13 protein-coding genes are annotated in these 24,344 nt (G+C 71.5%); 8 read left to right on the forward strand and 5 right to left on the reverse strand.

The window, feature by feature from the left end; translation table 11 throughout:
• Positions 1-278: 278 nt before the first annotated feature.
• Positions 279-1,496 carry a VWA domain-containing protein gene (locus tag D7V93_RS46505; protein WP_244237200.1) on the reverse strand — a complete coding sequence of 406 codons (1,218 nt, stop codon included), beginning with the start codon at positions 1,494-1,496 and terminating at the stop codon, positions 279-281.
• Positions 1,497-1,762: 266 nt separating this feature from the next.
• Between D7V93_RS46505 and lon the strand changes: the two genes are divergently transcribed.
• A complete protein-coding gene (lon, locus tag D7V93_RS09230; protein ID WP_120643036.1) occupies positions 1,763-4,216 on the forward strand; it encodes an endopeptidase La in 2,454 nt (817 codons plus the stop codon).
• A gap of 95 nt (positions 4,217-4,311) precedes the next feature.
• Here the strand turns inward: lon and D7V93_RS09235 are convergent, their stop codons facing one another.
• Positions 4,312-5,508, reverse strand: coding sequence for a cytochrome P450 (locus D7V93_RS09235; protein ID WP_120643037.1), 1,197 nt, complete (start codon positions 5,506-5,508; stop codon positions 4,312-4,314).
• A gap of 53 nt (positions 5,509-5,561) precedes the next feature.
• Here D7V93_RS09235 and D7V93_RS09240 point away from each other — a divergent pair, with 53 nt between their 5' ends.
• Positions 5,562-6,542: an aldo/keto reductase gene (locus tag D7V93_RS09240; protein ID WP_120643038.1), complete on the forward strand. Its 981-nt coding sequence runs from the start codon at positions 5,562-5,564 to the stop codon at positions 6,540-6,542.
• A gap of 24 nt (positions 6,543-6,566) precedes the next feature.
• On the opposite strand, the gene D7V93_RS09245 is transcribed toward D7V93_RS09240, so the two are convergent.
• The 3 genes from D7V93_RS09245 to D7V93_RS09255 all read right to left on the reverse strand — a co-directional run bounded on the left by D7V93_RS09245 (position 6,567) and on the right by D7V93_RS09255 (position 9,598).
• The gene (locus D7V93_RS09245; protein ID WP_120643039.1) at positions 6,567-7,535 is read right to left on the reverse strand and encodes an FHA domain-containing protein; all 969 of its coding nucleotides are present in this window, start codon (positions 7,533-7,535) and stop codon (positions 6,567-6,569) included.
• Complete coding sequence (locus D7V93_RS09250; RefSeq protein ID WP_120643040.1) at positions 7,523-8,866, reverse strand: S1 family peptidase; 1,344 nt, start codon at positions 8,864-8,866, stop codon at positions 7,523-7,525. The genes D7V93_RS09245 and D7V93_RS09250 overlap by 13 nt, the downstream gene beginning before the upstream one ends.
• Before the next feature lie 63 nt (positions 8,867-8,929).
• The gene (locus tag D7V93_RS09255; protein ID WP_120643041.1) at positions 8,930-9,598 is read right to left on the reverse strand and encodes a hypothetical protein; all 669 of its coding nucleotides are present in this window, start codon (positions 9,596-9,598) and stop codon (positions 8,930-8,932) included.
• A gap of 266 nt (positions 9,599-9,864) precedes the next feature.
• On the opposite strand from D7V93_RS09255, the gene D7V93_RS09260 reads away from it, so the two are divergent.
• From D7V93_RS09260 to D7V93_RS09285, 6 genes are read left to right on the forward strand one after another with little or no spacing between them, the layout of a single operon-like run.
• Positions 9,865-17,007 carry a non-ribosomal peptide synthetase gene (locus D7V93_RS09260; RefSeq protein WP_279636878.1) on the forward strand — a complete coding sequence of 2,381 codons (7,143 nt, stop codon included), beginning with the start codon at positions 9,865-9,867 and terminating at the stop codon, positions 17,005-17,007.
• Positions 17,004-18,716 (forward strand): thioester reductase domain-containing protein, encoded by a 1,713-nt coding sequence (locus D7V93_RS09265; protein WP_120643043.1) that lies wholly within the window; start codon positions 17,004-17,006, stop codon positions 18,714-18,716. Before D7V93_RS09260 ends, D7V93_RS09265 begins: the two co-directional genes overlap by 4 nt.
• Positions 18,703-20,520, forward strand: a complete 1,818-nt coding sequence (locus D7V93_RS09270) for a fatty acyl-AMP ligase (RefSeq protein ID WP_120643044.1) — start codon at positions 18,703-18,705, stop codon at positions 20,518-20,520. Before D7V93_RS09265 ends, D7V93_RS09270 begins: the two co-directional genes overlap by 14 nt.
• Complete coding sequence (locus D7V93_RS09275; protein WP_120643045.1) at positions 20,517-22,238, forward strand: acyl-CoA dehydrogenase family protein; 1,722 nt, start codon at positions 20,517-20,519, stop codon at positions 22,236-22,238. Before D7V93_RS09270 ends, D7V93_RS09275 begins: the two co-directional genes overlap by 4 nt.
• Positions 22,235-23,980 carry an acyl-CoA dehydrogenase family protein gene (locus tag D7V93_RS09280; protein ID WP_208722964.1) on the forward strand — a complete coding sequence of 582 codons (1,746 nt, stop codon included), beginning with the start codon at positions 22,235-22,237 and terminating at the stop codon, positions 23,978-23,980. The genes D7V93_RS09275 and D7V93_RS09280 overlap by 4 nt, the downstream gene beginning before the upstream one ends.
• 16 nt (positions 23,981-23,996) lie before the next feature.
• Positions 23,997-24,254: an acyl carrier protein gene (locus D7V93_RS09285; RefSeq protein ID WP_120643046.1), complete on the forward strand. Its 258-nt coding sequence runs from the start codon at positions 23,997-23,999 to the stop codon at positions 24,252-24,254.
• Positions 24,255-24,344 lie beyond the last annotated feature (90 nt).

A 24,344-nucleotide genomic window follows, 5' to 3' on the forward strand; every position in this document is an offset into this window, starting at 1 on the left:
CTCCACCGCCGCGCTCATGTCGCCTCCTCGCATGGCCACCCGCCATCGGTGCGGATGTCCGCCCAGTATGTGGAGCCGTCTGACACACGAGCGCGAGGTTGGATGCACGGATCAACCTGTCAGGTCGGGAGCTCCACTCGGAGGCAGAGCGCGGATCCGCGCGTGCGCGTTCGCACGTCACCGGACATGCCAGGTCACCCTCCCCGCAACGAAGAAGGGCCCCGCGTCGCCGCGAGGCCCTTCACCGTGCACCACCGCTTGCGCCGCTCAGCCGCCCGCTAGCCCGCGCACAGCACCTTCACCTCCACCTTCGTGTCGCCCACGCGCCGCAGGCACGGGCCCAGGAAGAACAGGCGCGCGGCGCGGTCCTCGCCGGACGGCTCGTAGCGCAGATCGCCGTTCGCGACCGAGCACGTCTGCACCGAACCATTCGCGCGCGTCACGTTCACGATGGCCAGCCGCGGATCCGGCAGGTTCACCACGTCGATGCTCTGCGCCACCGTGGCGAGCTCCGCGATGTCGAGCAGCGTCTGCCGGTAGTCGCTCTTGCAGATGGAGTCCAGGTTCGCCTTCGTCGCGTCGAACTGCGTCGCCATCGCGCTCTGCCGGTAGCCGGGTCCATACGAGGTCGGGCAGTCGACGTTGCGCACGTAGGTCTTGTCGCCCACCGTCTCCGTCACGGCCTCCGCCCGCTTGTCCGTCAGCGCCACCGGCCCGATGGTGGCCCACAGCACCTCGCGCGACGCGCCCCGGCCGTCATGCAGCCCCTGGAAGGCCTTGTAGTAGTCCTCCACCGGCGTCAGCTTGTCCGCGTTCTGGCTGCACGCGTCCACCGACGGATCCAGCCCCAGCGACACCGGGGGCGGCCGGGCCGTGGAGCTGCAGTCCTCCTCGTCCGTCACCACCACCACCAGCAGGCGCGCGCCGTCCCGCAGGAAGCCCCCGTTGCCTCCCTCGGCGATGGGCCGCTGCGCGAGCGTGCCGCTGATCGCCAGCCGCACGGCCTCGAAGGGCGTCTCCTGGCCGCTGCCGGAGGTGCCCTGGGCCACCAGGCGCTGGAACTTGTCCAGGAGCAGCGGATCCGAGCTTTCGATGAAGCGCTCGGCGGTGGGCTGCCCGGCTTCGTCCTTCACCGGCTGGAGGCGCCCTTCCTGATCCGGGAACGAGCGGATGCTGTCCGTCCCGTCCCCCAGCATGAGGCGCTGGTACACCGAGGTGGTGATGACCCCCACGCGGAACTCCTGCGCCACGCCGCCGCCCTCCCTCAGCGCGGCCAGGAAGGCGGGCAGCTCCGTCACGATGGCCTGCTGCTCCTCCTGCATGGAGTTCGAGTTGTCGATGACGAACAGGAGGTCCGTCTTCTGCGGCGCCACCACCGGAGGGGTCGCCTCGCAGGCGTCCGGCACCGTGGAGCCCGCCTCGTCGACAGGCGAGTGACACCCCATCGCCAGGAGCGCGGACAGCGTCAGCAGGTGGGCACAGGTGTGGGCCTTCACGTCGACCTCCAGTACGGCGAGCGCACTCGCGCACCGCATCAAGCAGAGAGGGGGCGAGCATGCCCCACCCCTCTACGGGACGCGAGACTTCTGGGCCGTTAAAGGAGGAGCGTCGTACAGCCGACGAGGCACGGAAATAACGCACATCGCGTTTGCCATGTCCGGTTTGGTTGTTACGTTGGTTCATCCGTCGCAGAAATCAACCGGATGGTTCACCGGCCCGGCCGCTTGCTGACCGGGTTCAAGCAAGGAAGAGGCCGAACTCCATGTCTGACGAGAAGAAGAAGGGCACCGCGGCCAGCGCCATGCCCACCGCGATGGCCCCTCCGGGGCTCATCAACAAGGAAGACATCCCGCAGGTGCTGCCCATCCTGCCCCTGCGCAACAGTGTCTTCTTTCCCGGGGGCGTGCTCCCCCTGGCCGTCGGCCGCCAGAAGACGATCGCGCTGATCAAGGACGCCGTTCGCGACGACCAGGTCATCGGTGTCGTCACGCAGCGCCGCGCTGAAGAAGAGGATCCGGGCGCGTCCGACCTGTACACGATGGGCACCGTCGCCCGCATCGTGAAGCTCTTGAAGATGGGCGAGGACAACTACTCGCTCGTGGTGCAGGGCCTGGCCCGCTTCCGCGTGATGGAGCTGGTGCAGGAGGCCCCCTACCTCAAGGCCCGCGTCGACGCCGTGGAGGACAAGACCTCCTCGGAGAACGTCGAGGTGGAGGCCCTGGGCATCAACCTGAAGAAGCTGGCGCGCGAGGTCATCGAGCTGATGCCCGAGCTGCCCGCGGCCGCCACGGAGCTGGTGGAGAGCATCACGCACCCGGGCCACCTGGCGGACCTCATCGCCGCGAACGTGGACGTGCCCATCGAGGAGAAGCAGGCCGTGCTGGAGACGGTCGACCTCAAGGCGCGCATGAAGCTCGTGCTGGAGCTGCTCAACCGCAAGCGCGAGATCCTCAAGCTCTCCAACAAGATCGACTCCGCCGTGAAGGGCGAGATGTCGAAGACCCAGCGCGAGTACTACCTGCGCCAGCAGTTGAAGGCGATCAAGGAAGAGCTCGGCGAGATGGGCGAGGAGGAGGAGGAGCTCGACGAGCTGCAGGAGCGCCTGAAGAAGGCCGCCCTTCCCCCGGAAGTGGAGAAGGTCGCCCAGAAGGAGCTCAACCGCCTGAAGACGATCCCGGCGGCCTCCAGCGAGTACACCGTCGCGCGCACCTACCTGGACTGGATCGCGGATCTGCCGTGGTCGAAGATCAGCGAGGACAACCTCGACATCGAGAACGCGCGCCAGCAGCTGGACAAGGATCACTTCGGCATCAAGAAGGTGAAGAAGCGCATCCTGGAGTACCTGGCCGTCCGCAAGCTGAAGAACGACATGCGCGGGCCCATCCTGTGCCTCGTCGGTCCCCCGGGCGTCGGCAAGACGTCGCTGGGCCAGAGCGTGGCGAAGGCCACGGGCCGCAAGTTCGTGCGCCTGTCCCTGGGCGGCGTGCGTGACGAGGCGGAGATCCGCGGCCACCGGCGCACCTACGTGGGCGCGCTGCCGGGCCGCTTCATCCAGAGCATGAAGAAGGCCGGGACGAAGAACCCGGTCATGATGCTGGACGAAATCGACAAGCTGGGCGCGGACTTCCGCGGCGACCCGAGCGCGGCGCTGCTGGAGGTGCTGGACCCGGAGCAGAACAGCACGTTCAGCGACCACTACCTGGACGTGGCGTTCGACCTGTCGAAGGTCATGTTCGTCGCCACGGCGAACCAGCTGGATCCCATCCCCGGGCCGTTGCGCGACCGCATGGAGATCATCGAGCTGACGGGCTACACTTTCGAGGAGAAGCAGGCCATCGCCCGCATCCACCTCGTGCCCAAGCAGCTGCGCGAGCACGGCCTGTCGCCGGACCACATCGAGATCCTGGACGAGGCCCTCCTCATCCTGACGACCTCGTACACGCGTGAAGCCGGCGTGCGTAACCTCGAGCGCCGCATCGCGGACATCTGCCGCGCGGTGGCGGTGGAGGTCGCGGGTGGCAAGCTGGAGAAGCAGACCATCGGCACGGAGCGCGTGAAGGAGATCCTCGGGCCCGAGATGTTCTACTCGGAGGTCGCGGAGCGCACGGAGGTTCCCGGTGTGGCGACGGGCCTCGCGTGGACCGCGGCGGGCGGCGATCTGCTCTTCATCGAAGCCACCAAGATGGCGGGCAAGGGCGGCATGACGCTCACCGGCCAGCTGGGTGACGTGATGAAGGAGAGCGCTACGGCGGCGCTGAGCTACCTGCGCAGCAAGGCGGAGTCGCTGGGCATCAACCCGAACTTCCTCGAGAAGACGGACCTGCACCTGCACTTCCCGGCGGGCTCCATCCCCAAGGATGGTCCCTCCGCCGGCGTCACCATCCTCACCGCGCTCACCAGCCTGCTGACGGGCATCCGGGTGCGGCACGACACGGCGATGACAGGCGAGGCCACGCTGCGTGGCCTGGTCCTGCCGGTGGGTGGCATCAAGGAGAAGGTCCTGGCGGCGCACCGCGCGGGCATCAAGCGCGTCATCCTGCCGGAGCGTTGCCGCAAGGACCTGATCGACGTGCCGGATCAGGCGAAGAACGAGCTGGAGTTCATCTTCGCCACGCACATGGATGAGGTCCTCAAGGCCGCGCTGGAGACGTCGCCGTTCAAGGAGCCCGCCGCGGTGCCGGCCCCCACGGACACGCCTCCGGAAGTCCGCGCGTAGCCTCGCGGGACGGCGGTTCGAAGGCTTGAAGTGACGCGGGCAGGTTCCCTGGTTCCAGGGGACCTGCCCGTTGTCTTTTCCCTGCCCTGCCCTGCTCAGGCCGGGTGCAGGACGAGGGGCAGCGTGGCGGGCCCGCGCACCACCAGCGTGCGGTGCCACGTCATGGGCTCCGGGCTGGCCTCCAGGTGGCGGAAGGCATCCAGCAGGGCGTCCAGGGCCAGCCGCCCCTCCATGCGCGCCAGCTGCGCGCCCAGGCAGAAGTGGATGCCGTGGCCAAAGGGCAGGTTCTGCGGGCCGGGGCGGGACAGGTTGAAGCGGTCGCCGTCCGGGAAGTGGGCCTCGTCGTGCGCGGCGGAGCCCAGGAGCACCAGCACCGGGGCGCCCTTGGGCAGCCGCACGCCGCCCAGCTCCACCTCCTCGGTGGTGAGGCGCGGGGCGGCCTGGGCGGGCGGCTCGTAGCGCAGCACCTCCTCGATGAAGGCGGGGATGCGCGAGCGATCCACGCGAAGCTGGGCCCACACCTCCGGGTGCTCGCGCAGCACGACGAGGGACGCGCCCAGCAGGTGCACCACCGTCTCGATGCCGCCCACCAGCAGCAGGGCCATGAAGGCGATGAGCTCGTCGCGGGACAGGGCCTCTCCGTCCACGCGGGCCTGTTGCAGCTCGCTGACCAGATCCGTGCCGGGCCTCCGGGCGCGCTCGTCCAGCACCTCGCCAAAGTAGGCGCGCAGCTCCGCCACGGCGTCGCGGGCGCGCTGCTTGCGGTCCTCCTCCTCCGGGCGGACGGTGGTGACGCCGCCGGTGATGAGGTCCGCCCACTGCTTCAGGCGGGAGGCGCGCGTGGGGTCCAGGCCCAGCAGCTCGCTGATGACGGCGGCCGGGATGCGCAGGGCATAGGGGGGCATCATGTCCACCGGACGGCCCCGGGGCAGCTCCGCCACCGCCTGCCGGCAGATGTCCCGCACGCGCGGCTCCAGCCGGGCCATGGCGGCCGCGCCAAAGGCCTTCTGCACCAGCACGCGCAGGCGGCCGTGCTGGGGCGGGTCCAGGGTGAGCATGGAGTCCGCGAGGGGGTTGCCTCCCAGCCAGGGCGGGTTGGTGGCCACGCGGAAGCCCTGCGAGGAGAAGCGCTGGGGGTCCTTCAGGACGCGCAGCACGTCGTCATGGCGAGACACCGCCCACATCCCACCCGGATCCACCTGGCACACGGGGGCCTCGCGGCGCATGCGCGCGTAGGTGGGATAGGGATTGGCCTTCACTTCCGGTGACAAGAGGTTGAAGCGCACGCTCATGCTGGGTCATACGCAAGCAGCGACGTGAACTGGCAAGCAAGGGGAGCGCACCGATGAAGTACGCCAATCTGGGACACACGGGCCTGCGGGTGTCCCGAATCTGCCTGGGCTGCATGAGCTACGGCACCCCGAAGTGGCGCCCGTGGGTGCTGGACGAGGAGGCCTCGCAGCCCTTCTTCCGCCGCGCCGTGGAGCTGGGCGTTACCTTCTTCGACACCGCGAACATGTACTCGGACGGGGTGAGCGAAGAGGTGACGGGCCGGGCCCTGCGCCGCTACGCGAAGATGGACGAGGTGGTGCTGGCCACCAAGGTCTACTTCCCCACCGGCAGCGGGCAGAACGAGCGGGGCCTGTCGCGCAAGAACATCACCCAGGCGTGCGAAGCGAGCCTCAAGCGGCTGGGGGTGGAGACCATCGACCTGTACCAGATCCACCGGATGGATCCGAACACGCCCATCGAGGAGACGCTGTCCGCGCTGGATCAGCTCGTGCGCCAGGGCAAGGTGCGCTACCTGGGCGCCAGCTCCTCGTACGCGTGGCAGTTCGCGCGCGCGCTGGGCGTCTCCGAGCGCAACGGCTGGGCGCGCTTCGTGTCCATGCAGGACCACTACAACCTCGTCTACCGCGAGGAGGAGCGGGAGATGCTGCCCCTGTGCGAGGCCGAAGGGGTGGGCGTCATCCCCTGGTCCCCGCTGGCCCGGGGGCTGCTCACCGGCACGCGCAAGTCGCTGGACGACCGCGAGTCCACGACGCGCGCGGAGACCGACACGCTGTCGCCGGGGCTCTACAACCAGCCCGGGGACTGGGACGTGGTGGAGGCGCTCAAGCAGGTGGCTGAAGCACGCAAGGCTCCGCCCGCGCAGGTGGCCCTGGCGTGGCTGTTGTCCAAGCCCGTCGTCACCGCGCCCATCATCGGCGCGACGAAGCTCGAGCACCTGGAGGACGCGGTGAAGGCCGTGACCCTCAAGCTCCAACCCGAGGAGCTCAAGGCGCTGGAGGCGCCCTACAAGCCCCACGCCATCCGCGGAATGTAGCGCCCGGGCCGGGGCCGCGCTGGCTCAGTCCTCCTTCGCCAGCGCGTCCACGTCCTCGGCCAGCGGGGTCAGCTCCTCGAAGAACGAATCCACCGAGTGCGCCGGGGCGACGCGCAGCACCGGCGGCAGCAGCGAGCGGGGGAACTCCAGCGCCTCGCTGAAGTCCTCGTTGCCCAGGAGCGCCGACACGTTCGTCAGCACCAGCACACCCACCGACGCGATGACGAGCCCGCGCACCACGCGCCGGCTGCTCCACCGCGTCACGTAGCGCAGGTGCCAGTAGAGCCCCCACCCCACCAGGCCCAGGACGAGCAGCGTCCTGACAATGGCCAGCCCCGAGCCCAGCGAGAAGCTGAAGCTCAGGAGCGCGAACAGCGGCGGCGCCAGCGCGAAGCCCAGCAGCACCATCCCGCCGATGGTGGCGTGCACCCGGAAGAAGAAGCTCCTGCGCGCGATGCGGCTGGCCAGCGACCAGCACCCGGCCCACAGCAGCGTCAGGCCCAGCGGCAGCACGCTCGCGAGCAGCAGGTCGCCCCAGTCCGTCTTCTGGAACTGGGTCACCCGTTCGGAGATGAAGGCCACCGCGACCAGCGCCTGCAGCGTCAACGCGAAGGCCCGGGGACGCTCGAAGAGGCGCTCGCGCGGGGCGGCGGCGGCTTCGTTGACGACGGTGTCCTCCACCTCGAAGCCGCGCGGCCGGAAGCGCAGCACCGTGTCGCCCACGGCCACGCGCGCGTCCGGGGTGAGCACCATCTCCGCGAGCCGCGCCCAGGGCTGCACGTTGAACGTCCCGTTGACGCTGCCCACGTCGCGCAGCACCACCGCGCCGTCCTCGCGCCGCTCCAGGCGCAGGTGCTCGGCGGACACCTTCGGGTCATCCAGGATGACGTCATTGCCGTAGCCGCGCCCCACCGTCACGGGCAGCTTCTCCAGCCGGTGGCGGGCCTGGACGGCGTCGCCCTCCAACACCTCCAGGAAGATCACTTCGTCCACGACAAGCCCTCCAGGTAGCGGCGCGCCAGCTTGCGCGCGTTCTCCGCGGAGAAGCCGCCCAGGGTGAGGCTGGTGTCCACGCCGTGCGTGGAGGCGTTCAGCGTGGCCGCGCGCAGCACCAGGTCGTAGAGGCCCGGGAAGCGGCGGTAGGAGCGCAGGCAGAGGGCGGCGCGCACCGTGAGCCCGCCCACGTCCACGAACTGCGACTCGCAGCGGAAGTTGGTGACGTCCTCGCGCGTGGCGGAGACCGGCTCCGGGTCCTGGGAGAAGAGCGTGCTGTAGAGCGCGGAGAAGCGCATCGCGCCCAGCTTCTGGCTCGTCACGTGCTGGTGCAGGTAGGCCACCACGCCCGTGCGGTGGCTGGAGGACAGGAAGATGTCCTCCTCGGAGGAGCACTGGTAGCTCGTCACGGTGTACGGCGTCTCCGGGTCGTGCGGCGTGTCGCCCCAGCACTTGAGGAACGGGCTCCAGCGGCCCGGGACGCGGTACTCGCCCAGCGCCTGCTTCGGCAGGTCCGTGGCCATCAGGCGGTCGGTGATGCGCTGCTGGTTGGCCAGGAGCTGCTCGCGCACGGACAGCATCAGCGCGGCGGAGTCCGGCGGGGCTTCGAGCTTCAGCGCGCCGTCCAGGAGCTGCCGCGCGCGGGCCACCGGCACGAGGAAGCCCACCTGGTTGCCCATGGTGGCCACGTTGACGCCCACCACGCCGCCCTCGCCGCTGAGCGTGGGTCCGCCGCTCATGCCGGGGTTGATGGCGCCGCTGAAGTGCACGCGCTCGTAGAGGGCATCGCGCACGAGGCCGTTGTAGGTGCCCTCCACGATGGTGGTGCCCAGGTCGCGCGGGTTGCCCATGGCGAACAGGCGCGTGCCCTGCGGCGGCTCCCCGTCCTCCAGTTTGAAGAAGTCCGCGACGGGGGCCTCCACCTGGACGACCGCCAGGTCGCTCGCCACGTCCACCGCGAGCAGGCGCACGGGCACCGTGGAGTCCCCCCGGTCCAGCTCCGCCGTGTAGTCCTCCGGGTGGAGCACCAGGTCGGAGACCACGTGGTAGTTCGTGAGGGCGTGGCCCTTCGCGCTCACGAAGAACGCGGAGCCGATGGACGATTTGGTGCCGGAGCGGCGCTCGATGATGCGCACCTGCGAGACGCGGCCCTGGATGCGGCGGAACAGCTCATGGGTGGCGGGAGGCAGCGCGGCCACCGGCAACGGCGGCACCACCGCGTCCGCGACGCCGGCATCCGGCACCAGCACGGTCGGCGGCCCCGACGGCTCCGGAGGACGATCCGCGACGGGCCCCTGCGCGAGCGCGGCGACAAGGAGGAGGGAGAACATGGGCGCGGCACCGTATCCCACCACGGGCCCCGCGGGGGATGCCTTGCGTCCCCCTTGCGCCCCTTACGACGAGGCCGTCCCCTCGCCCTGCCGGCGTCGGCGCCAGGCGGCGTAGGACACGAGCAGCGCCCCGGCCAGGGTGCCCGCGAGCGCCCCCGCGAGCCGCTTGGAGATGACCCCCGTCACCGGGGCCTCCATGCGGAAGGTCTCCAGCGAGGCGCGGACCCGGGGGGCCATGGCCTCCCAGCGATCCGCCGGCACGCTCACGGTCACCACCGCGTGGCGCCCCTCGGACGCGAGCCCCGTCACCAGCACCGTGCGCACCTGCCCCGCCTCGCGCAGCGTGCCCAGCAGCTCCACCCGGGGCACGGGCCCACCCACGCGGTCCACCCGCTCCGGCGTCAGGGCCACGCCCAGCTCGCGCTGGAAGTGCTGCACCACGGCGGTGGAGAACGCGTCGCGCTCCGAGGGACTGGCGGAGAACCCCCCGTCCACCACCGCGATGAGGAAGGTGGCCGCGTCCGGCCCCTCCCCGTCCGCCAGCGCCGCGGACAGCCCGCGCGTGCGGGCGCCATCCTCCGACACCGCCCCCGCGTGCGAGCCGACGTAGCGCTCCCAGCGCGTCATCCGGAATGAGTCCGGCGGCCGAAAGCTGTAACCGTCCCGCCGCAGCTCCGTACCCAGTGCACCGGACAGCGACAGCCAGACACCGGTGAGGACGGGCAGGAGCATGGCCTGCCACGATAGCGCACACCTCGAGGGCGCGCCCGACCCAGGCAGGCAACCTGCCTCACGGACGTGTTCCCGGAAGCTCACCTTCATGTTTCACACGCCAGAAAACCGCGTGAACAATGATTCCTGTCTCCCTGTGGAAAGAGGGGGAGTTCTTGGATTCTTCCGTATTCAGCTTGGCCTGTTTGGGCTTGACTCGATAAGCCATTACACGTAAGTCGGCCCCAAAAAATAGTATTGGAAATGTCCTTATGGGGGGAGCTCGGATGACTGGGGCAGGCACCGCTGTGTCTCGATGGCCTTTGACCGCGGCACAGCGTGGTGTCTGGGTAGCCCAGCAGTTGGATCCGTCCAACCCCCGCTACAATTGCGGCGCCTATCTTGAAATCCATGGGCCGGTGGATGTCTCACTTCTGACCCGGGCGGTTCGTGAGACTGTCTGGGAAAGCGAAACCCTCAGGGTTTGTTTCATCGAAGACGCGGACGGTCCCTGGCAGGTGCCTTCTCCCCCGGGCGCCGTCGCCCTGGACGTGGTGGACGTGGGCGGTGAGCGCGACCCCCGGCAGGCCGCGGAATCGTGGATGCGATCCGACCTGCTGCGTCCTGTGGATCTGCGCGTGGCCCCCCTGTTCCACCACGCGCTCTTCCACGCGGGCCCGGGGCGGTCCTTCTTCTACGTCCGCTACCACCACATCCTCATGGATGGGTTCGGCCAGACGCTCTACTGGCGCCGGGTGGCGCAGCGCTACTCCGCGCTCGCGGGGCACCCGGAGGCGGAGGCCCCCGCCTTCGCGCCGCTCGCCACGCTGCTGGAGGAGGACGCCGCGTACCTCGCCTCGTCGCAGGCCGGGCGCGACCGGACGTACTGGCACGACGCGTTCGCTGCCCCACCGGAGCCGGCGCGCCTGACGACGGGCGCGACCCTCGCCTCCCGGGGCCTGCTGCGGCGGACGACGCACCTGTCCCCGGACGCCATGGAGTTCCTGCGCGCGGCGGCGCGGCGCGAGCAGACGCGCTGGTCCGTCATCGCCATCGCGGCGACGGCGGCCTACCTCCACCGGCTGACGGGCGCAGAGGACGTGGTGCTCGCCCTGCCCGTCTCCAGCCGCCTCACGGCCGCCTCGCGCGCGACGCCGTGCATGCTGGCCAACGAGCTGCCCCTGCGCCTGACGGTGCCCGCCGGCTCCAGCGTCCAGGCGCTGGTGAAGCAGGTGTCCTCCCAGGTGGGGCGCCTGCTCGTGCACCAGCGCCACCGGGGCGAGGAGCTGCAGCATGCCCTGCGCCTGAAGGGCCACGAGGGTCGCGCCACCGGCCCGGTGGTCAACGTCGTCTCCTTCGACCACGCGGTGCGTTTCGGCGAGCACGCCACCACCGCGCACTACCTGTCCTCCGGCCCGGTGAAGGACCTGCTGCTGGGGTTCTACGGCCGCTCGGATGGATCCGACCTCCAGCTCTACCTGGACGCGAACCCGGACCTGTACAGCGCGGACGACATCGCCGGGCACCAGCGCCGCCTGCTGCGCTTCCTGGAGCGCTTCACGCAGGCGGATCCGGCCCTGCCCGTGGAGCGGCTGGACCTGCTGCTCGACGGGGAGCGGGAGCACCTGGTGCAAGGCCTCAACGCCACCCGGCGCCCGCATGACCTGTCGCGGGGCCTGCACGAGCTGGTGGACGCGCAGGCACGCCGCACGCCGGACGCGGTCGCCGCCGCCGTCGTGGGGGGAGCGCTGACATACCGGGAGCTGGTCGCGAAGGCGGATCGGCTCGCGGGCCACCTGCGCGCGCGCGGCGTCACGCCGGGCCAGCACGTGGGCGTGTTCGAGGAGCGCTCACTGGAGCTGGTCGTGGGCCTGCTGGCGATCCTCAAGGCCGGCGCGGCCTACCTGCCGCTGGATCCGGAGCTGCCCCGCGCCCGGCTCGCGTTCCAGGTGGAGGACGCGGGCCTGCGCACGGTCCTCACCCGCTCCACGTTGGCCTCGTGGCTGGAGGGCCTGGGCGTGGAGGCGCTGCCGGTGGACACGCTCCTGCCCACGCTGGATGCGCCGACCACGCCCCTGCCCCGGGCGGCGGGCCGGGACGCGGCGTATGTCATCTACACATCGGGCTCCACCGGACGGCCCAAGGGCGTCGCGGTGCCCCACCGCGGCGTCGTCAACCGGCTCCTGTGGATGCAGGACACGTATGGGCTGGGGCCAGACGACACGGTGTTGCAGAAGACGCCCTTCACCTTCGACGTGTCAGTGTGGGAGTTCTTCTGGCCGCTGATCGTGGGCAGCCGGCTGTTCCTCGCGGCGCCCGGAGGCCACAAGGATCCGCGCTACCTGGCGAGGACAATCCGCGACGAGGCCGTCACCACGCTGCACTTCGTCCCGCCCATGCTGGACCTGTTCCTGGCCGAACCCGAGGTGGCCACCGCCACGGGGCTGCGCCGGGTGATGTGCAGCGGAGAGGCGCTGCGGCCGGAGACGGTGCGCGCCTTCTTCGAGACGTTCCCCCGCGAGCGTCACGACATTGGCCTGCACAACCTGTACGGCCCCACCGAGGCCTCCATCGACGTGACGGCCTGGGCCTGCGCCCCGGAGGAAGCCGCAGGCCCCATCCCCATTGGGAGGCCGGTGGACAACACGGCCATCTACCTGCTCGACCGGACCGGTCAGCCCACGCCCCCGGGTGTCCCGGGCGAGCTGCACATCGGCGGCGTCCAGGTGGCGCTGGGCTACGTCAACCGACCGGAGCTGACGCGCGAGCGCTTCATCCCCGACCCGTTCTCCCAGGAGCCCGAGGCCCGGCTGTACCGGACCGGGGACCTGGCCCGCCACCGCGCGGACGGCGCCATCGAGTTCCTGGGCCGGCTGGATCACCAGGTGAAGCTGCGCGGCTTCCGCATCGAGCTGGGGGAGATCGAGTCCGTGCTGCTCGCGCACCCCGCGCTGGAGCAGGCCGTGGTCACGACGTGGGACCGCTCCCCGTCGGACCGTCGGCTCGTCGCGCACGTGGTGGCGAAGCCGGGGACCGCGGCGCCCACACCGCGCGAGCTGACGGACTACGCCGCCCAGCGGCTCCCCGAGTACATGGTGCCCGCGCACCTGCTCGTGCTGGACGCGCTGCCGCTGTCATCCAGCGGGAAGATCGACCGGCGCGCCCTGCCCGCTCCCGTGCTGGCCCCTTCCGGCGACGCCTCGGCGCCGCTGGAGGCCCCCTCCACGCCCCACGAGCAGCGCCTGCATGCCGTGTGGAAGGAGGTGCTGGGCCGCGAACACCTGGGCCTGGACGACTCGTTCTTCGCGCTGGGCGGTGACTCCATGCTCAGCATCCGCGTGCGCGCGGCGCTGGAGAAGCAGGGGCTGACGTTCCACGTCCAGGAGCTGTTCCGCCACCCCACGCTGCGCGAGCTGGCGAAGCACCTGCATCCGCTGGATGGCACCGGCCACCGGCGCGAGCACACCGCTCCGTTCGCGATGCTGCGCGAGGCGGATCGGGCGCGACTGCCCGCCGGACTGGAGGACGCGTACCCGCTGAGCGCGATGCAGGCCGGCATGCTCTTCCACGCCGAGTTCGACGACGCGACGTCCGTGTACCGCGTGGTGACCAGCCTCCACGTGGGCGCCCGCTTCGACGAGGCGGCCCTGCGCGGCGCGCTGATGGACACCTTCCGTCGGCACCCCGCGCTGCGCAGCGCGTTCGACCTGTCCACGTACTCGGAGCCGTTGCAGTTGGTGCACCCGGAGGTCGCGGTGCCCCTGCACGTCGCGGAGGACTGGGGATGCCTGGACGCGGATGCCTGCCGCGCGGCGCTCCAGGCGTGGATGGACCGGGAGAAGTTCCGCCGCTTCGATCCGGCCTCGCCGCCGCTGCTCGCCTTCACCGTGCACCCTCGCGGCGCGGATGCCTTCCAGCTCTCCGTCGTGGAGCACCACGTGGTGCTGGACGGGTGGAGCGACGGCGCGATGCTGGAGGAGATCGTCACCCGCTACCGCGCCCGCCTCTCCGGCGAGGAGCTGTGGCTGCCCGCCGTGCCCTCGCGCTACCGCGACTTCGTGGCGGAGGAGCGACGCACTGTCGCCAGCCCCGAGGCCCGCCGCTTCTGGACGGAGCTGCTGCGCGGCGCCGAGCCTTCCCTGCTGCCCCGGAAGCCCCTGCCTCCGGGCGAGGCCCCCGTCGCGCGGCACCGACCCTTCGACGTCGCGCTCTCGCCCCAGCTCGCGGAGCGCCTGCGACTGAGGGCGGTGGAGGAGTCACTGCCGCTCAAGTCGCTGCTCGCCGTGGCGCACGTGGCGGTGCTGCGGCGCGTGTGCGGCACGGACGAGGTCGTCACCGGCGTGGTGTCCAACGGACGCCTGGAGGAGGAAGGCGGCGACGAGGTCATCGGCGTGTTCCTCAACACGCTGCCGCTGCGGCTCGACTCGCGCGGGGGCACGCTGCGCGCCGCGGCCCATGCCGTCTTCGCGCACGAGCGCGACGCCGCGCCGCACCGCCGCTACCCGTTCATGCAGATGCAGCGGGACCTGGACCACCCGCTGGCCCTGGACAGCTACGTCAACTTCATGGACTTCCGGCGGCAGTGGAAGGTCACCGGGCCCTCGGGCGCGCTCATCCTCGACGGCGTGGGCGTGGCGGAGACGAACTACCCGCTCGCGGTGAACTTCCTCTACGACCCCGTGCAGGGCGGCCTTCGCCTGTGGCTGGACTGCGACCTGTCCACGCTGGACGCCGACTTCTGCGAGCGACTCACCGGCTACTACCGCCGCGCGCTGGAGGCCGTCGCCGCCAGCCCCGAGGCCCGCTTCGCCGACGTGACGCTCGTGGACGACGCGGAGCGGGCGCGCGTGGCGCGCTGGAACGACACCGCGGTGCCGTACGACCGCGAGCTCACCGTCCACGCGCTCATCGAGCACCAGGCCCGCCAGGGGGGTGACCGCGTCGCGCTCGTGCACCGTGGCGTCCCGGTGCGGTACTCGGAGCTGGACGCGCGCGCCAACCAACTGGCGCACCTGCTCCATGCCAGGGGCGTGCGTCGCGGAGGCCGCGTGGGTGTGAGCCTGCCGCGCGGACCGGAGCTCGTCATCGCGATGATCGCGGTGATGAAGGCGGGCGCCGCGTATGTGCCGCTCGACCCCGGCTACCCCCAGAACCGCCTGGAGTTCATCGCGTCCGACGCGGACCTGCACGCGCTCATCACCTTCCGCGAGGGCCCCACCGGGCTGCCCGCGCGCGTCGTGGTGCACGTGGACGCACCGGAGTGGACCCGGCAGCCCACGACGCCGCTGAAGGCAGGCGCGGACGGGCAGGACGCCGCCTACGTGCTCTACACCTCCGGCTCCACGGGCAAGCCCAAGGGCACCGGGGTGCGCCACCACAACGTGGTGAACTTCTTCCTCGGAATGGACGCGCGCATCGGCTGCGGGCCCGAGGACGTCGTGCTCGCGCTCACGAGCGTGTCCTTCGACATCTCCGTGCTGGAGCTGCTCTGGCCGCTCACCCACGGCGCGCGGGTGGTCATCGCCAGCGAGGGCCTGGTGAACAACCTCGTGCGTGTTCCCGGGGCAGAGGACGCGCAGGGCGACTTCGCCTTCGCGGAGCTGTGCCTCCGCGAGCGCGTCACCCTCACGCAGAGCACCCCGTCCTTCCTGGCCGCCGTGGCCGCCGAGCCCGCCGCGCTGGACGCCCTGCGCGGGGCGCGCGCGGTGCTCGTGGGCGGAGAGATCCTCCCCGCGGGGCTCGTGGAGCGCGTGTGCTCGCGGCTGCCCGGCGTGAAGCTGTTCAACATGTACGGCCCCACCGAGACGACGGTGTGGTCCACGGTGCATGCAGTGGACGCGGAGCAGGACGCGCGCCAGGGAGTCATTCCCATTGGCCGGCCCATCGCGAACACGGACCTCCTGGTGCTGGATACCGCGCGCGAGCCCGTCCCCATTGGCGTCTCCGGCGAGCTGTGGATTGGCGGCGAGGGTGTCAGCCAGGGCTACCTGAATCGCCCGGAGCTGACGGAGGAGCGCTTCGTCCCGCACCCCACGCGCCCGGGGCGCATGTACCGCACCGGCGACCGCGCGCGCTGGCGTTCGGACGGTGTGCTGGAGTTCCTGGGCCGCGTGGACCGGCAGGTGAAGATCCGCGGGCACCGCATCGAACCCGACGAGGTGGAGGGCGTGCTGTCGCGCCACCCGCAGGTGGCCTCCGTCGCGGTCGTCGCGGTGTCGCGCGCCAATGGCTCCACGGAGCTGGTCGCCTTCGTGTCGCCCGGCCCGGGGCTGATGGACCGGGGCGCGGAGGACGCGCACGTGCGGCGCTGGGGCGAGGTCTGGGAGGGCGCCTATACCGACCCGGAGACGGGCGCGCGTGGCACCGACCTGGACCGTGACTTCTCCGGCTGGCTCAGCAGCTACACCGGCAAGCCCATCCCGCCAGCGCAGATGCGCGAGTGGCTGCACCACACCGTGCAGCGTGTGCTCGCGCTGAAGCCCCGCACCCTCGTGGACGTGGGTGTCGGCGTGGGGCTCGTCCTGCGCCACCTCTCCTCGCACGTCGAGCAGTACCTGGGCCTGGACGTGTCCCAGGCCGCCCTGCGCACGGCGGCCGCGTCCCTGGGCGCGGGTCCCCTGCCCGACCACGTCACGCTGATCCACGGTGACGCGGGCCACCTGTCCACGCTGCCGGCGGACGCGGACCACACCGTGGTCATCAACTCCGTCATCCAATACTTCCCTGGCACGGACTACCTGACGCGCGTGCTGGACGAGGCCGTGCGCGTGGCCGGCGCGAAGGGCGCGGTGTTCGTCGGCGATGTCCGCGACCTGGATCTGCTGGAGGCCTTCCACGCCTCCGTGCAGTTGCACAAGGCGCCCGCGCTGCTGCCCGCGCGAGACCTGGCCGCGGCGGTGGCCCGACAGGTCGCCGCGGAACGCGAGCTGTGCCTGTCGCCCTCCTTCTTCCGCGAGCACGCCGCGCGGGCCCACCAGCCGGTGCGCCTGGAGCTGAAGCGCGGCCACGCCACCAACGAGCTCACGTGCTTCCGCTACGACGTGACGCTGGGTGCCCGCGCCGCGCCGCCTCCTGTCGGTGACACCGTGAGCTGGAGTCAGCTTTCCGGCGGGGGCGACCGGAGCACCGGGCTTTCGAAGCTGCTGGAGACGCCGCGCGGCCCGGGCGCCTTCAGCGTCACCGGCATCCCCAACCGGCGCCTCGTCCGACCGCTGGCGCTGGTGCGGTTGCTGCGAAACGCCACACCCTCGCAGACGGCCTGGGACGTGGAGCGCCAGCTCTGGGACGCGGACGAGACGCTGGCCATGGATCCGGAGGACGTGGTGGCCATCGCCGACCGCCACGGCCACTCGGTGCGGTTGTGGGTGCCTGAAGCCGGACGCGCCGGCACGTTCGACGCCGTCTTCGAGCCGAAGGAGCAGCAGCGATGAGTGACGCCACCTCCCGTGCGGCGAACGCGCCGCTCCTGTCCACCTCCGTGTCCGGCCTGCGCACGGACCTAGCCACCTACGCCCGCGAGCACCTGCCCGAGGTGATGGTCCCCACGCGCATCGTCATCCTGGAGGAGCTGCCCAAGCTACCCAATGGCAAGGTGGACCGCGCCCGGCTCCCGGTGGGCGATTCGTCCGAGCCCTCCAGCGCCGCGTATGTGGCGCCCGCCACGCCCGAGGAGGTGCGCATCGCGCAGCTCTGGCAGGACGTGCTGGGCGTGCCGCGCGTCGGCGTCGAGGACAGCTTCTTCGATCTCGGCGGCGACTCCGTGGCGGCGGCCCAGATGGCCGCGCGCGTGAAGGAGGCGTTCGGCGTCGCCCCTGCAATGCGACGCTTCTTCGAGCGGCCCACCGTCGCCCACCTCGTGCGGATGATCGGCGCGAAGACGGGCGGTCCGTCCTCGCGCGAAGCGAGCCCGCGCAGCCTCGCCAGCGAGGACCTGTGGGCCGAGGCCCGGCTCCCGGACGACGTCCGGCCTGATGCGGACGCCCTGCCCCCGGCGAGCGCGCCCTACCGCACGGTGCTGCTCACCGGCGGCACCGGCTACACCGGCGCGTACCTGGTGCGCGAGCTGCTGGATCGCTCCGACGCACGCCTCTACGTGCTCGCGCGGGCGAAGGACGCGACCGAGGCGCTGGAGCGCGTGCGCAAGAACCTCACCGGCTACGGCCTGTGGCGCGACGCGGACGCGGCCCGCCTCATCGGCGTGGCGGGCGACCTGGGCCGGCCCTACTTCGGCCTCACGCGCGCGGAGTACACGACGCTGACCACCGAGGTGGAGGTCATCATCCACAACGGCGCGCACTCCAGCTACGCGCTGCCCTATCCGCGCCTGAAGGCCGTCAACGTGCTGGGCACCCTGGAGGTGCTGCGGCTGGCGTGCCGCAAGCGCGTGAAGCCCGTGCACTTCGTCTCGTCGCTCGCGGTGTTCCCCGGCCACCCGGGCCCGCAGCACTTCGCGGAAGCGGAGCTCACCGACCCCTCCAACGTCATGGGGGGCTACCGGCAGACCAAGTGGGTGGGCGACAAGATGGTGTCGCTCGCTGGGCACCGGGGACTGCCGGTGTGCATCTACCGGCCGGGCCTCATCACCGGCGCGCAGGACACCGGCGCCTGCTCCACCGACACCTTCCTCAACGAGACGATGAAGGGCTGCATCCAGTTGGGCGCCGCGCTGGACTTCAACGTGCTGCTGGAGATGGTGCCCGTGGACTTCTGCGCCCGCGTCGTCGCGCACGTCGCGCTGAGCGGCCAGCGTCACGGCACCGCGTTCCACCTGCCCGGGGCCCGCACGGTGCGCTGGAGCGAGCTGGTGGAGATGCTGGACGCGTGCGGCTACCCGCTGCGCCGCGTGCCCTACGCCACGTGGTACCGCGAGCTGACCGCGTCGGTGGAGCGCGACGAAGGCAACGCGCTCACCCGCTTCCATCCGCTGTTCACCGAGGACACCCCGTCCGAGGACGTGGGCTACGCGGGCAGCGAGCCGCACTTCGACACCACGAACCTGCACGCGGCGCTGGAGGGCACGGGCATCGTCTGCCGCGAGGTGGACCCCGCCTTCCTGCGCCTCTACCTCGACTACTTCGTCTCCATTGGCTACCTGCCTCCGCCGCGCGCGGAGCCAAGAGGGTCCCATGCCCGCGTTTGAGCACGCCCCCAACATCACCGAGCTGCTGCGCGAGCACGCGCGGACCCGCCCCGACCAGGAAGCCGTGACGCTGGTGCGCGACCTGGACCGCGCGGACGGCGCCACCACGCTCACCTACCAGCGCCTGGACGCCGAGGCGCGCAGGGTGGGCGCATGGCTCCAGGAGCGCTTCCCCGCGGGCGAGCGCATCCTGCTGCTCTACCCGGTGGGCGTGGACTTCGTGGTGGGCTTCTTCGGCTGCCTCTACGCCGGGATGATCGCCGTCCCTGCCCCGCTGCCCGGGCAGTACCCGCACCAGCGCCGCCGCGTGCAAGCCATCGCCCGGGACGCGGGCGTGCGCGCCGTCTTCACCGACAGCACCCACGTCGCGGCCGTCACCGAGTGGGCCGGCGCGGAGGGGCTGGACGCCGTGCCGGTGCTGGCCACGGACGTCGCGGGCGAAGGGGACCCGGGTGCGTGGCGGATGCCGCCCACGCCGCGTGACACGCTGTTGCTGCTGCAATACACGTCCGGCTCCACGGGTGAGCCCAAGGGCGTGATGGTTTCGCATCACAACCTGCTGCACAACGTGGCCAGCTTCCAGCGCGCGCTCGGCTTCACGGATCGGACTCGCTTCGGCGGATGGATCCCGCTGTACCACGACATGGGGTTGATGGCGCAGCTGCTGCCCGCGCTGTTCCTGGGCAGCGCCTGCGTGTTGATGACGCCCAACGCGTTCGTCATGCGGCCCCACCTGTGGCTGCGGATGATCGACAAGCACGACATCGGCTATTCGGCGGCGCCCAACTTCGCGTTCGAGCTGTGCCGCCGACGTGTCAGCGACGCGCAGCTCGCGGGGTTGGACCTGTCGCGCTGGGAGTTCGCGGCCAACGGGTCAGAGCCGGTGCAGGCGTCCACGCTGCGAGCCTTCGCCGAGCGCTTCGCCGCCGCCGGCTTCCGTGAGTCCGCCCTCTGCCCCTGCTACGGGATGGCGGAGGCCACGGTGTTCGTCTCCGGCCGCGCCCACCGCGCGCCCGTCGTCCGCCGCGTCGCCGCGGAGCTGCTGGAGCGCCACGAGTACCGCCCCGCCACCGACGGCCAGCAGGCCCGGGAGCTGGTGAGCTGCGGCGTCCCGGAGGGCTACGACGTGCGCGTGGTGGATCCGACGACGCGCGAACCCCTGCGGCCGGATCGCATCGGTGAGATCTGGCTGAGGGGTGACAGCGTCTCGCGCGGCTACTGGAACAACCCGGTCGCCACGGCCGCGAACTTCGGGGCCGTCACGGCGGACGGAGACGCGGGCTACCTGCGCACGGGCGACCTCGGCCTGGTGCACGAGGGCGAGGTCTACGTCACCGGCCGCATCAAGGAGATGCTCATCGCCCACGGCCGCAACCTCTACCCGCAGGACATCGAGCACGAGGTGCGGGCGCAGCACCCGGAGCTGGCCACGCGGTTTGGCGCCGTCTTCACCGTGTCCCCGCCGGACGAGGAGGAGTCGGTCGTCGTCACCCACGAGGTGAAGGGCCGCTTCGACACGGAGGCGTTCCGCCAGCTCGCCTCGCGCATCAAGGTCTCCGTGTCGCGCGAGTTCGGCATCCGCGTGGGCGGAGTGGTGCTGCTCAAGCCCGGCAGCGTGCAGCGCACCACGAGCGGGAAGATCCAGCGCGCCGCCATGCGCCGGCTGTTCCTGGCGAACGCGCTCCCCGCGCTGCACGAGGAGCTGGACGCTCAGGTGTTGCAGGCGCGCCAGTCGCAGCCCGGGGAGCCGCCTCCCGGCCTGGGCGCGATGCGGGGCCCGGGCGAAGAGGAGTTCGTGGGATGAGCACGGCCGCTTCGCCCTCCCTGGCGCTCGACGCGCTGCTGCGGGAGCTGGAGTTCCAGGACGGCCCGTTCGCGCCCGCGCGTATCGCGGAGCTGGACCGCAAGGAGGCCTTTCCCGACGCGGCCTGCGAGGCGTTGGACGCCTTCGGCCTGGGAGCGAATTACGTCCCCACGAAGCACGGGGGACGGCTCGCGCACTACCCGGAGCTCGTGGCGCTCTGGCGCACGGTGGCCCGGCGCGACCTCACGGCCGCCATCGGCCACGGGAAGACGTTCCTGGGCGGCGCGTGTACGTGGGTGGGCGGCACCGCGGAGCAGGCCTTGGCGTTGGGCGAGGCGGTGTCCCAGGGCACGCGCGTCTCCTGGGGCCTGACGGAGCGGCACCATGGCAGCGACCTGCTGGCCGGCGAGCTGTCCGCCACGCGGACAACGGAGGGCTGGCGGCTGCGCGGAGAGAAGTGGCTCATCAACAACGCCACGCGGGGCGAGCTCATCAGCGTGCTGGCCCGCACGGATCCGGCCGGTGGGCCTCGGGGCTTCAGTGTGTTCCTGGTGGACAAGCGACAGCTTCCCCCGGGCGCCTTCCACTGCCTGCCGAAGGAGCGGACCCACGGCATCCGGGGCGCGGACATCAGCGGCATCGCCTTCAACGACGCGGACGTGCCCGTCTCGGCGCTCGTGGGCAAGCCGGGTGGTGGCATCGAGCTGGTGCTCAAGGCCCTGCAGCTCACCCGCACCGCCGCGGTGGCCATGTCCCTGGGCGCCGCGGACCACGCGCTGCGCCTCACGGTGGAGTTCGCGAAGGGGCACCACCTCTACGAGCGCAGGCTGGTGGATCTGCCCCGGGCCCGCCGGCCCCTGGGGACCGCCGCCACGCAACTGCTGCTCGCGGAGGCCGTGAGCACCGTGGGCAGCCGCGCCCTGCACGCGCTCCCCTCCGAGGCGAGCCTCACCTCCGCGCTCACCAAGGCGTTCGTCCCCACGGCCATCAACGACATGCTGGCGCAGCTCGCGGACCTGATGGGCGCGCGCTCGTTCCTCACCGATGTGTATGCGCACGGCATGTTCCAGAAGGTGGAGCGCGACCACCGGATCATCGCCATCTTCGACGGCAGCACCCTGGTCAACCGCAACGCCGTCATCAACCAGTTCCCCGTGCTGGTCCGGGCCTTCCGCCAGGGCCGGCGCGACGCGGACGGGCTCGCGACGACGACGACGCTCTCCGCTCCGCTCCCCGAACCCGATCTGTCGCGCCTGGGCCTCATCTCCATGGGCGGGTGCAGCGTCGTGCAGGGGCTGCCCGACGCCGTCCTCCGGCTCCAGTCCTTCGCGGATCGGGGCGAGGCACCACAGGCCGTGGCGAAGCTGGCCCAGGCCCTGGGCCGCGTCACGGACGCCGTCCACCAGCGCATGGCTGTTCAGCCCCCGTCCGCGCGCGACGTGCCGCCCGAGGCGTTCCATCTGGCTGAGCACTACGAGGCCTGCTTCGCGGGCGCGGCGTGCTTGCAGCTCTGGCTGGGCCACGCGCGCGAAGCCCGGGGCCCGCTGTGGAAGGACGCACTCTGGCTGGAGGCCTGCCTCGTGCGCGTCCTGTCCCGCCTCTGTCCGGAAGAGCAGCACGGGGACGCGAGCGTCTTCGACCGGCTGGCCGACGTGGTGGTGGACGCGCCCGGCCCCTTCTCGCTGCTGACCGACGCCAGGACGGAAGGTGCGCCGTGACGCCCCCCGCTGATCCGACCTCCGTGGAAGCGCTGGAGCAGCGCCTGGGCGATCCGTGGGACGACGCCAACCCGGTGGGCTTCTCCCAGGTGCTCGGCGCGGACGAGCGCGGCGAGCTGCTCGACGCGGGGGAGCGTCTGCTGGATGCGTATGGCCTGGGCGCCGAGTTCGTCCCCGTCTCGGACGGCGGCCGGATGGCCGGGCTGGACCGGCTGATCGGCATCATGCGCGCGGTGTTCCGCCGCGACCCGTGCCTGGGCCTGGGCTACGGCGCCAGCTCGCTCATCGCCGCGGTCAACGTGTGGACCGCGGGCAGCGCGTCCCAGCGTCGCACCGTGGCGGACCTGCTCCTGCGCCATCGCAAGCTCGCGTGCGGCTACTACGAGCTGGCACACGGCAACGACCTGTCGCGCGCGGAGTTCGAAGCGCTCCCCGCCGGGGACGTGCTGCGACTGAGCGGCACGAAGCAGGTCATCTCCAACATCCATCGCGCGGATGCGGTGGTCCTCTTCGCCCGCACGCAGCCGGGTACGGGCAGCCGCAACCACTCGCAGGTGCTGGTGGACCTGACGCGCGTGCCCTCGGACCGCGTGACACACCTGCCCCGCTTCCGCACCGCGGGCATGCGCGGCGTGCCCCTGGGCGGAATCACGTTCCAGGATTGCCCGGTGCCCGCGGACGGAGTGCTCGGCACGCCGGGCCAGGGGCTGGAGACGGCGCTCAAGTCCTTCCAGGTGACGCGCGTCGCGCTGCCCGGGATGTTCCTGGGCATCGTGGACACGGGGCTGCGCACGACGCTGCGCGCCTCGCTGGGGCGCACGTTGTACGGCCGCGCGGTGGCGGACCTGCCCCAGACGCGCTCGGTGCTCGCGGACACCTTCGCGGACCTGCTGCTGTGCGACGCCTTCACCACGGCGGCCGCGCGCGGCGTGCACCTGCTGCCTCGCGAGGCCAGCCTCACCACCGCCGCCGTGAAGTACCTGGTGCCCCGCGTCCTGATGGACGCCATGGGCCGGCTGTCCACCGTGCTGGGCGCGCGCTTCTACCTGCGCGACGGAGACACCGCCGTCTTCCAGAAGCTGCTGCGCGACCTGCAGCCCGTGGGCTTCGGCCACCTGGCCCGCGTCGCCGGCCAGATGACGCTGCTGCCGCAATTGCCCCTGCTCGCCCGTCGCGGCTGGGCGAACCCCACGCCCGCGCCCGCGGACCTCTTCCGCCTGGACGCGCCGCTGCCACCCCTGCCCTTCGACAAGCTGGCCCTCGGCGGGGGCGGACAGGACGGGTTCACCGGCTCGCTGCTGGAAGGGCTGGAGGCGCTGAGCGCGACTCCGGGCGCGGAGACCCGCGAGCTGCGCGGGCGCCTGGAGTCCTTCGCCCGGGAGCTGGAGGGCCTGCGGAGCGAGGCCGCCGCGCTGCCTCCCCGCGAGCTCACCGCCACCGCGTCTCCTGCGTCCTATGACCTGACGACGCGGGCCATCACGCTGATGGCCGCGAGCGCCTGCCTCAACGTGTGGCGCCAGCAGGCCGGGGATCCGTTCCTCGGGGATCCGGCGTGGCTGCTCGCGGCGTTGCACCGGCTGGACGTCTGGCGGGAGCGTGCGCAAGGCCCGCTGCCGGAAGGCCTTCGCACACGACTCTTCACGGAGCTGCTCGCGCGCCACGAGGACGCGCGGGCCTTCGACCTGACCCGGAAACCGCTGGGAGGTGGGCGTCCGTCGCCCGCCTCCAGCCCTGAGACCTGACCGAAAGGAATCACGCATGCCGTCCATCCCCTCCGCCGACGCCCTCAGCTCGTGGCTGTCCGCGCGCATCGCCACCTATGTGCAGCGCAAGCCCGACGAGATCCGCTCCGACGTGCCGCTGGCCGAGTACGGCCTCGACTCCGTCTATGCGCTCACGCTCGCGGGCGACCTGGAAGACCACCTGGGCATGTCGCTGGATCCGACCCTGATGTGGGACCACCCCACCATCGCCGGCCTCACCCAGGCGCTGCTCCAGGTCCTGACCAGCGCCTGATGCGCTCCCCACCTCCCCACCTTCGATGGAGCCCACGATGAATCCTTCCGCGCCCGCCGCCGCCCTGCCTCCGCTGCCCTCCACCCGGAC

Source organism: Corallococcus llansteffanensis, from assembly GCF_003612055.1.
Classification (GTDB): Bacteria; Myxococcota; Myxococcia; order Myxococcales; family Myxococcaceae; genus Corallococcus; species Corallococcus llansteffanensis.

What these genes read in the sequence shown, in the direction of transcription:
- D7V93_RS09255 (WP_120643041.1), bottom strand. Translation starts at nt 9,598, where the DNA reads ATGCTCCTGCCCGTCCTCACCGGTGTCTGGCTGTCGCTGTCCGGTGCA.
- D7V93_RS09240 (WP_120643038.1), top strand. Translation starts at nt 5,562, where the DNA reads ATGAAGTACGCCAATCTGGGACACACGGGCCTGCGGGTGTCCCGAATC.
- D7V93_RS09265 (WP_120643043.1), top strand. Translation starts at nt 17,004, where the DNA reads ATGAGTGACGCCACCTCCCGTGCGGCGAACGCGCCGCTCCTGTCCACC.
- D7V93_RS09275 (WP_120643045.1), top strand. Translation starts at nt 20,517, where the DNA reads ATGAGCACGGCCGCTTCGCCCTCCCTGGCGCTCGACGCGCTGCTGCGG.
- D7V93_RS09260 (WP_279636878.1), top strand. Translation starts at nt 9,865, where the DNA reads ATGACTGGGGCAGGCACCGCTGTGTCTCGATGGCCTTTGACCGCGGCA.
- D7V93_RS09285 (WP_120643046.1), top strand. Translation starts at nt 23,997, where the DNA reads ATGCCGTCCATCCCCTCCGCCGACGCCCTCAGCTCGTGGCTGTCCGCG.
- D7V93_RS09270 (WP_120643044.1), top strand. Translation starts at nt 18,703, where the DNA reads ATGCCCGCGTTTGAGCACGCCCCCAACATCACCGAGCTGCTGCGCGAG.
- lon (WP_120643036.1), top strand. Translation starts at nt 1,763, where the DNA reads ATGTCTGACGAGAAGAAGAAGGGCACCGCGGCCAGCGCCATGCCCACC.
- D7V93_RS09250 (WP_120643040.1), bottom strand. Translation starts at nt 8,866, where the DNA reads ATGTTCTCCCTCCTCCTTGTCGCCGCGCTCGCGCAGGGGCCCGTCGCG.
- D7V93_RS09235 (WP_120643037.1), bottom strand. Translation starts at nt 5,508, where the DNA reads ATGAGCGTGCGCTTCAACCTCTTGTCACCGGAAGTGAAGGCCAATCCC.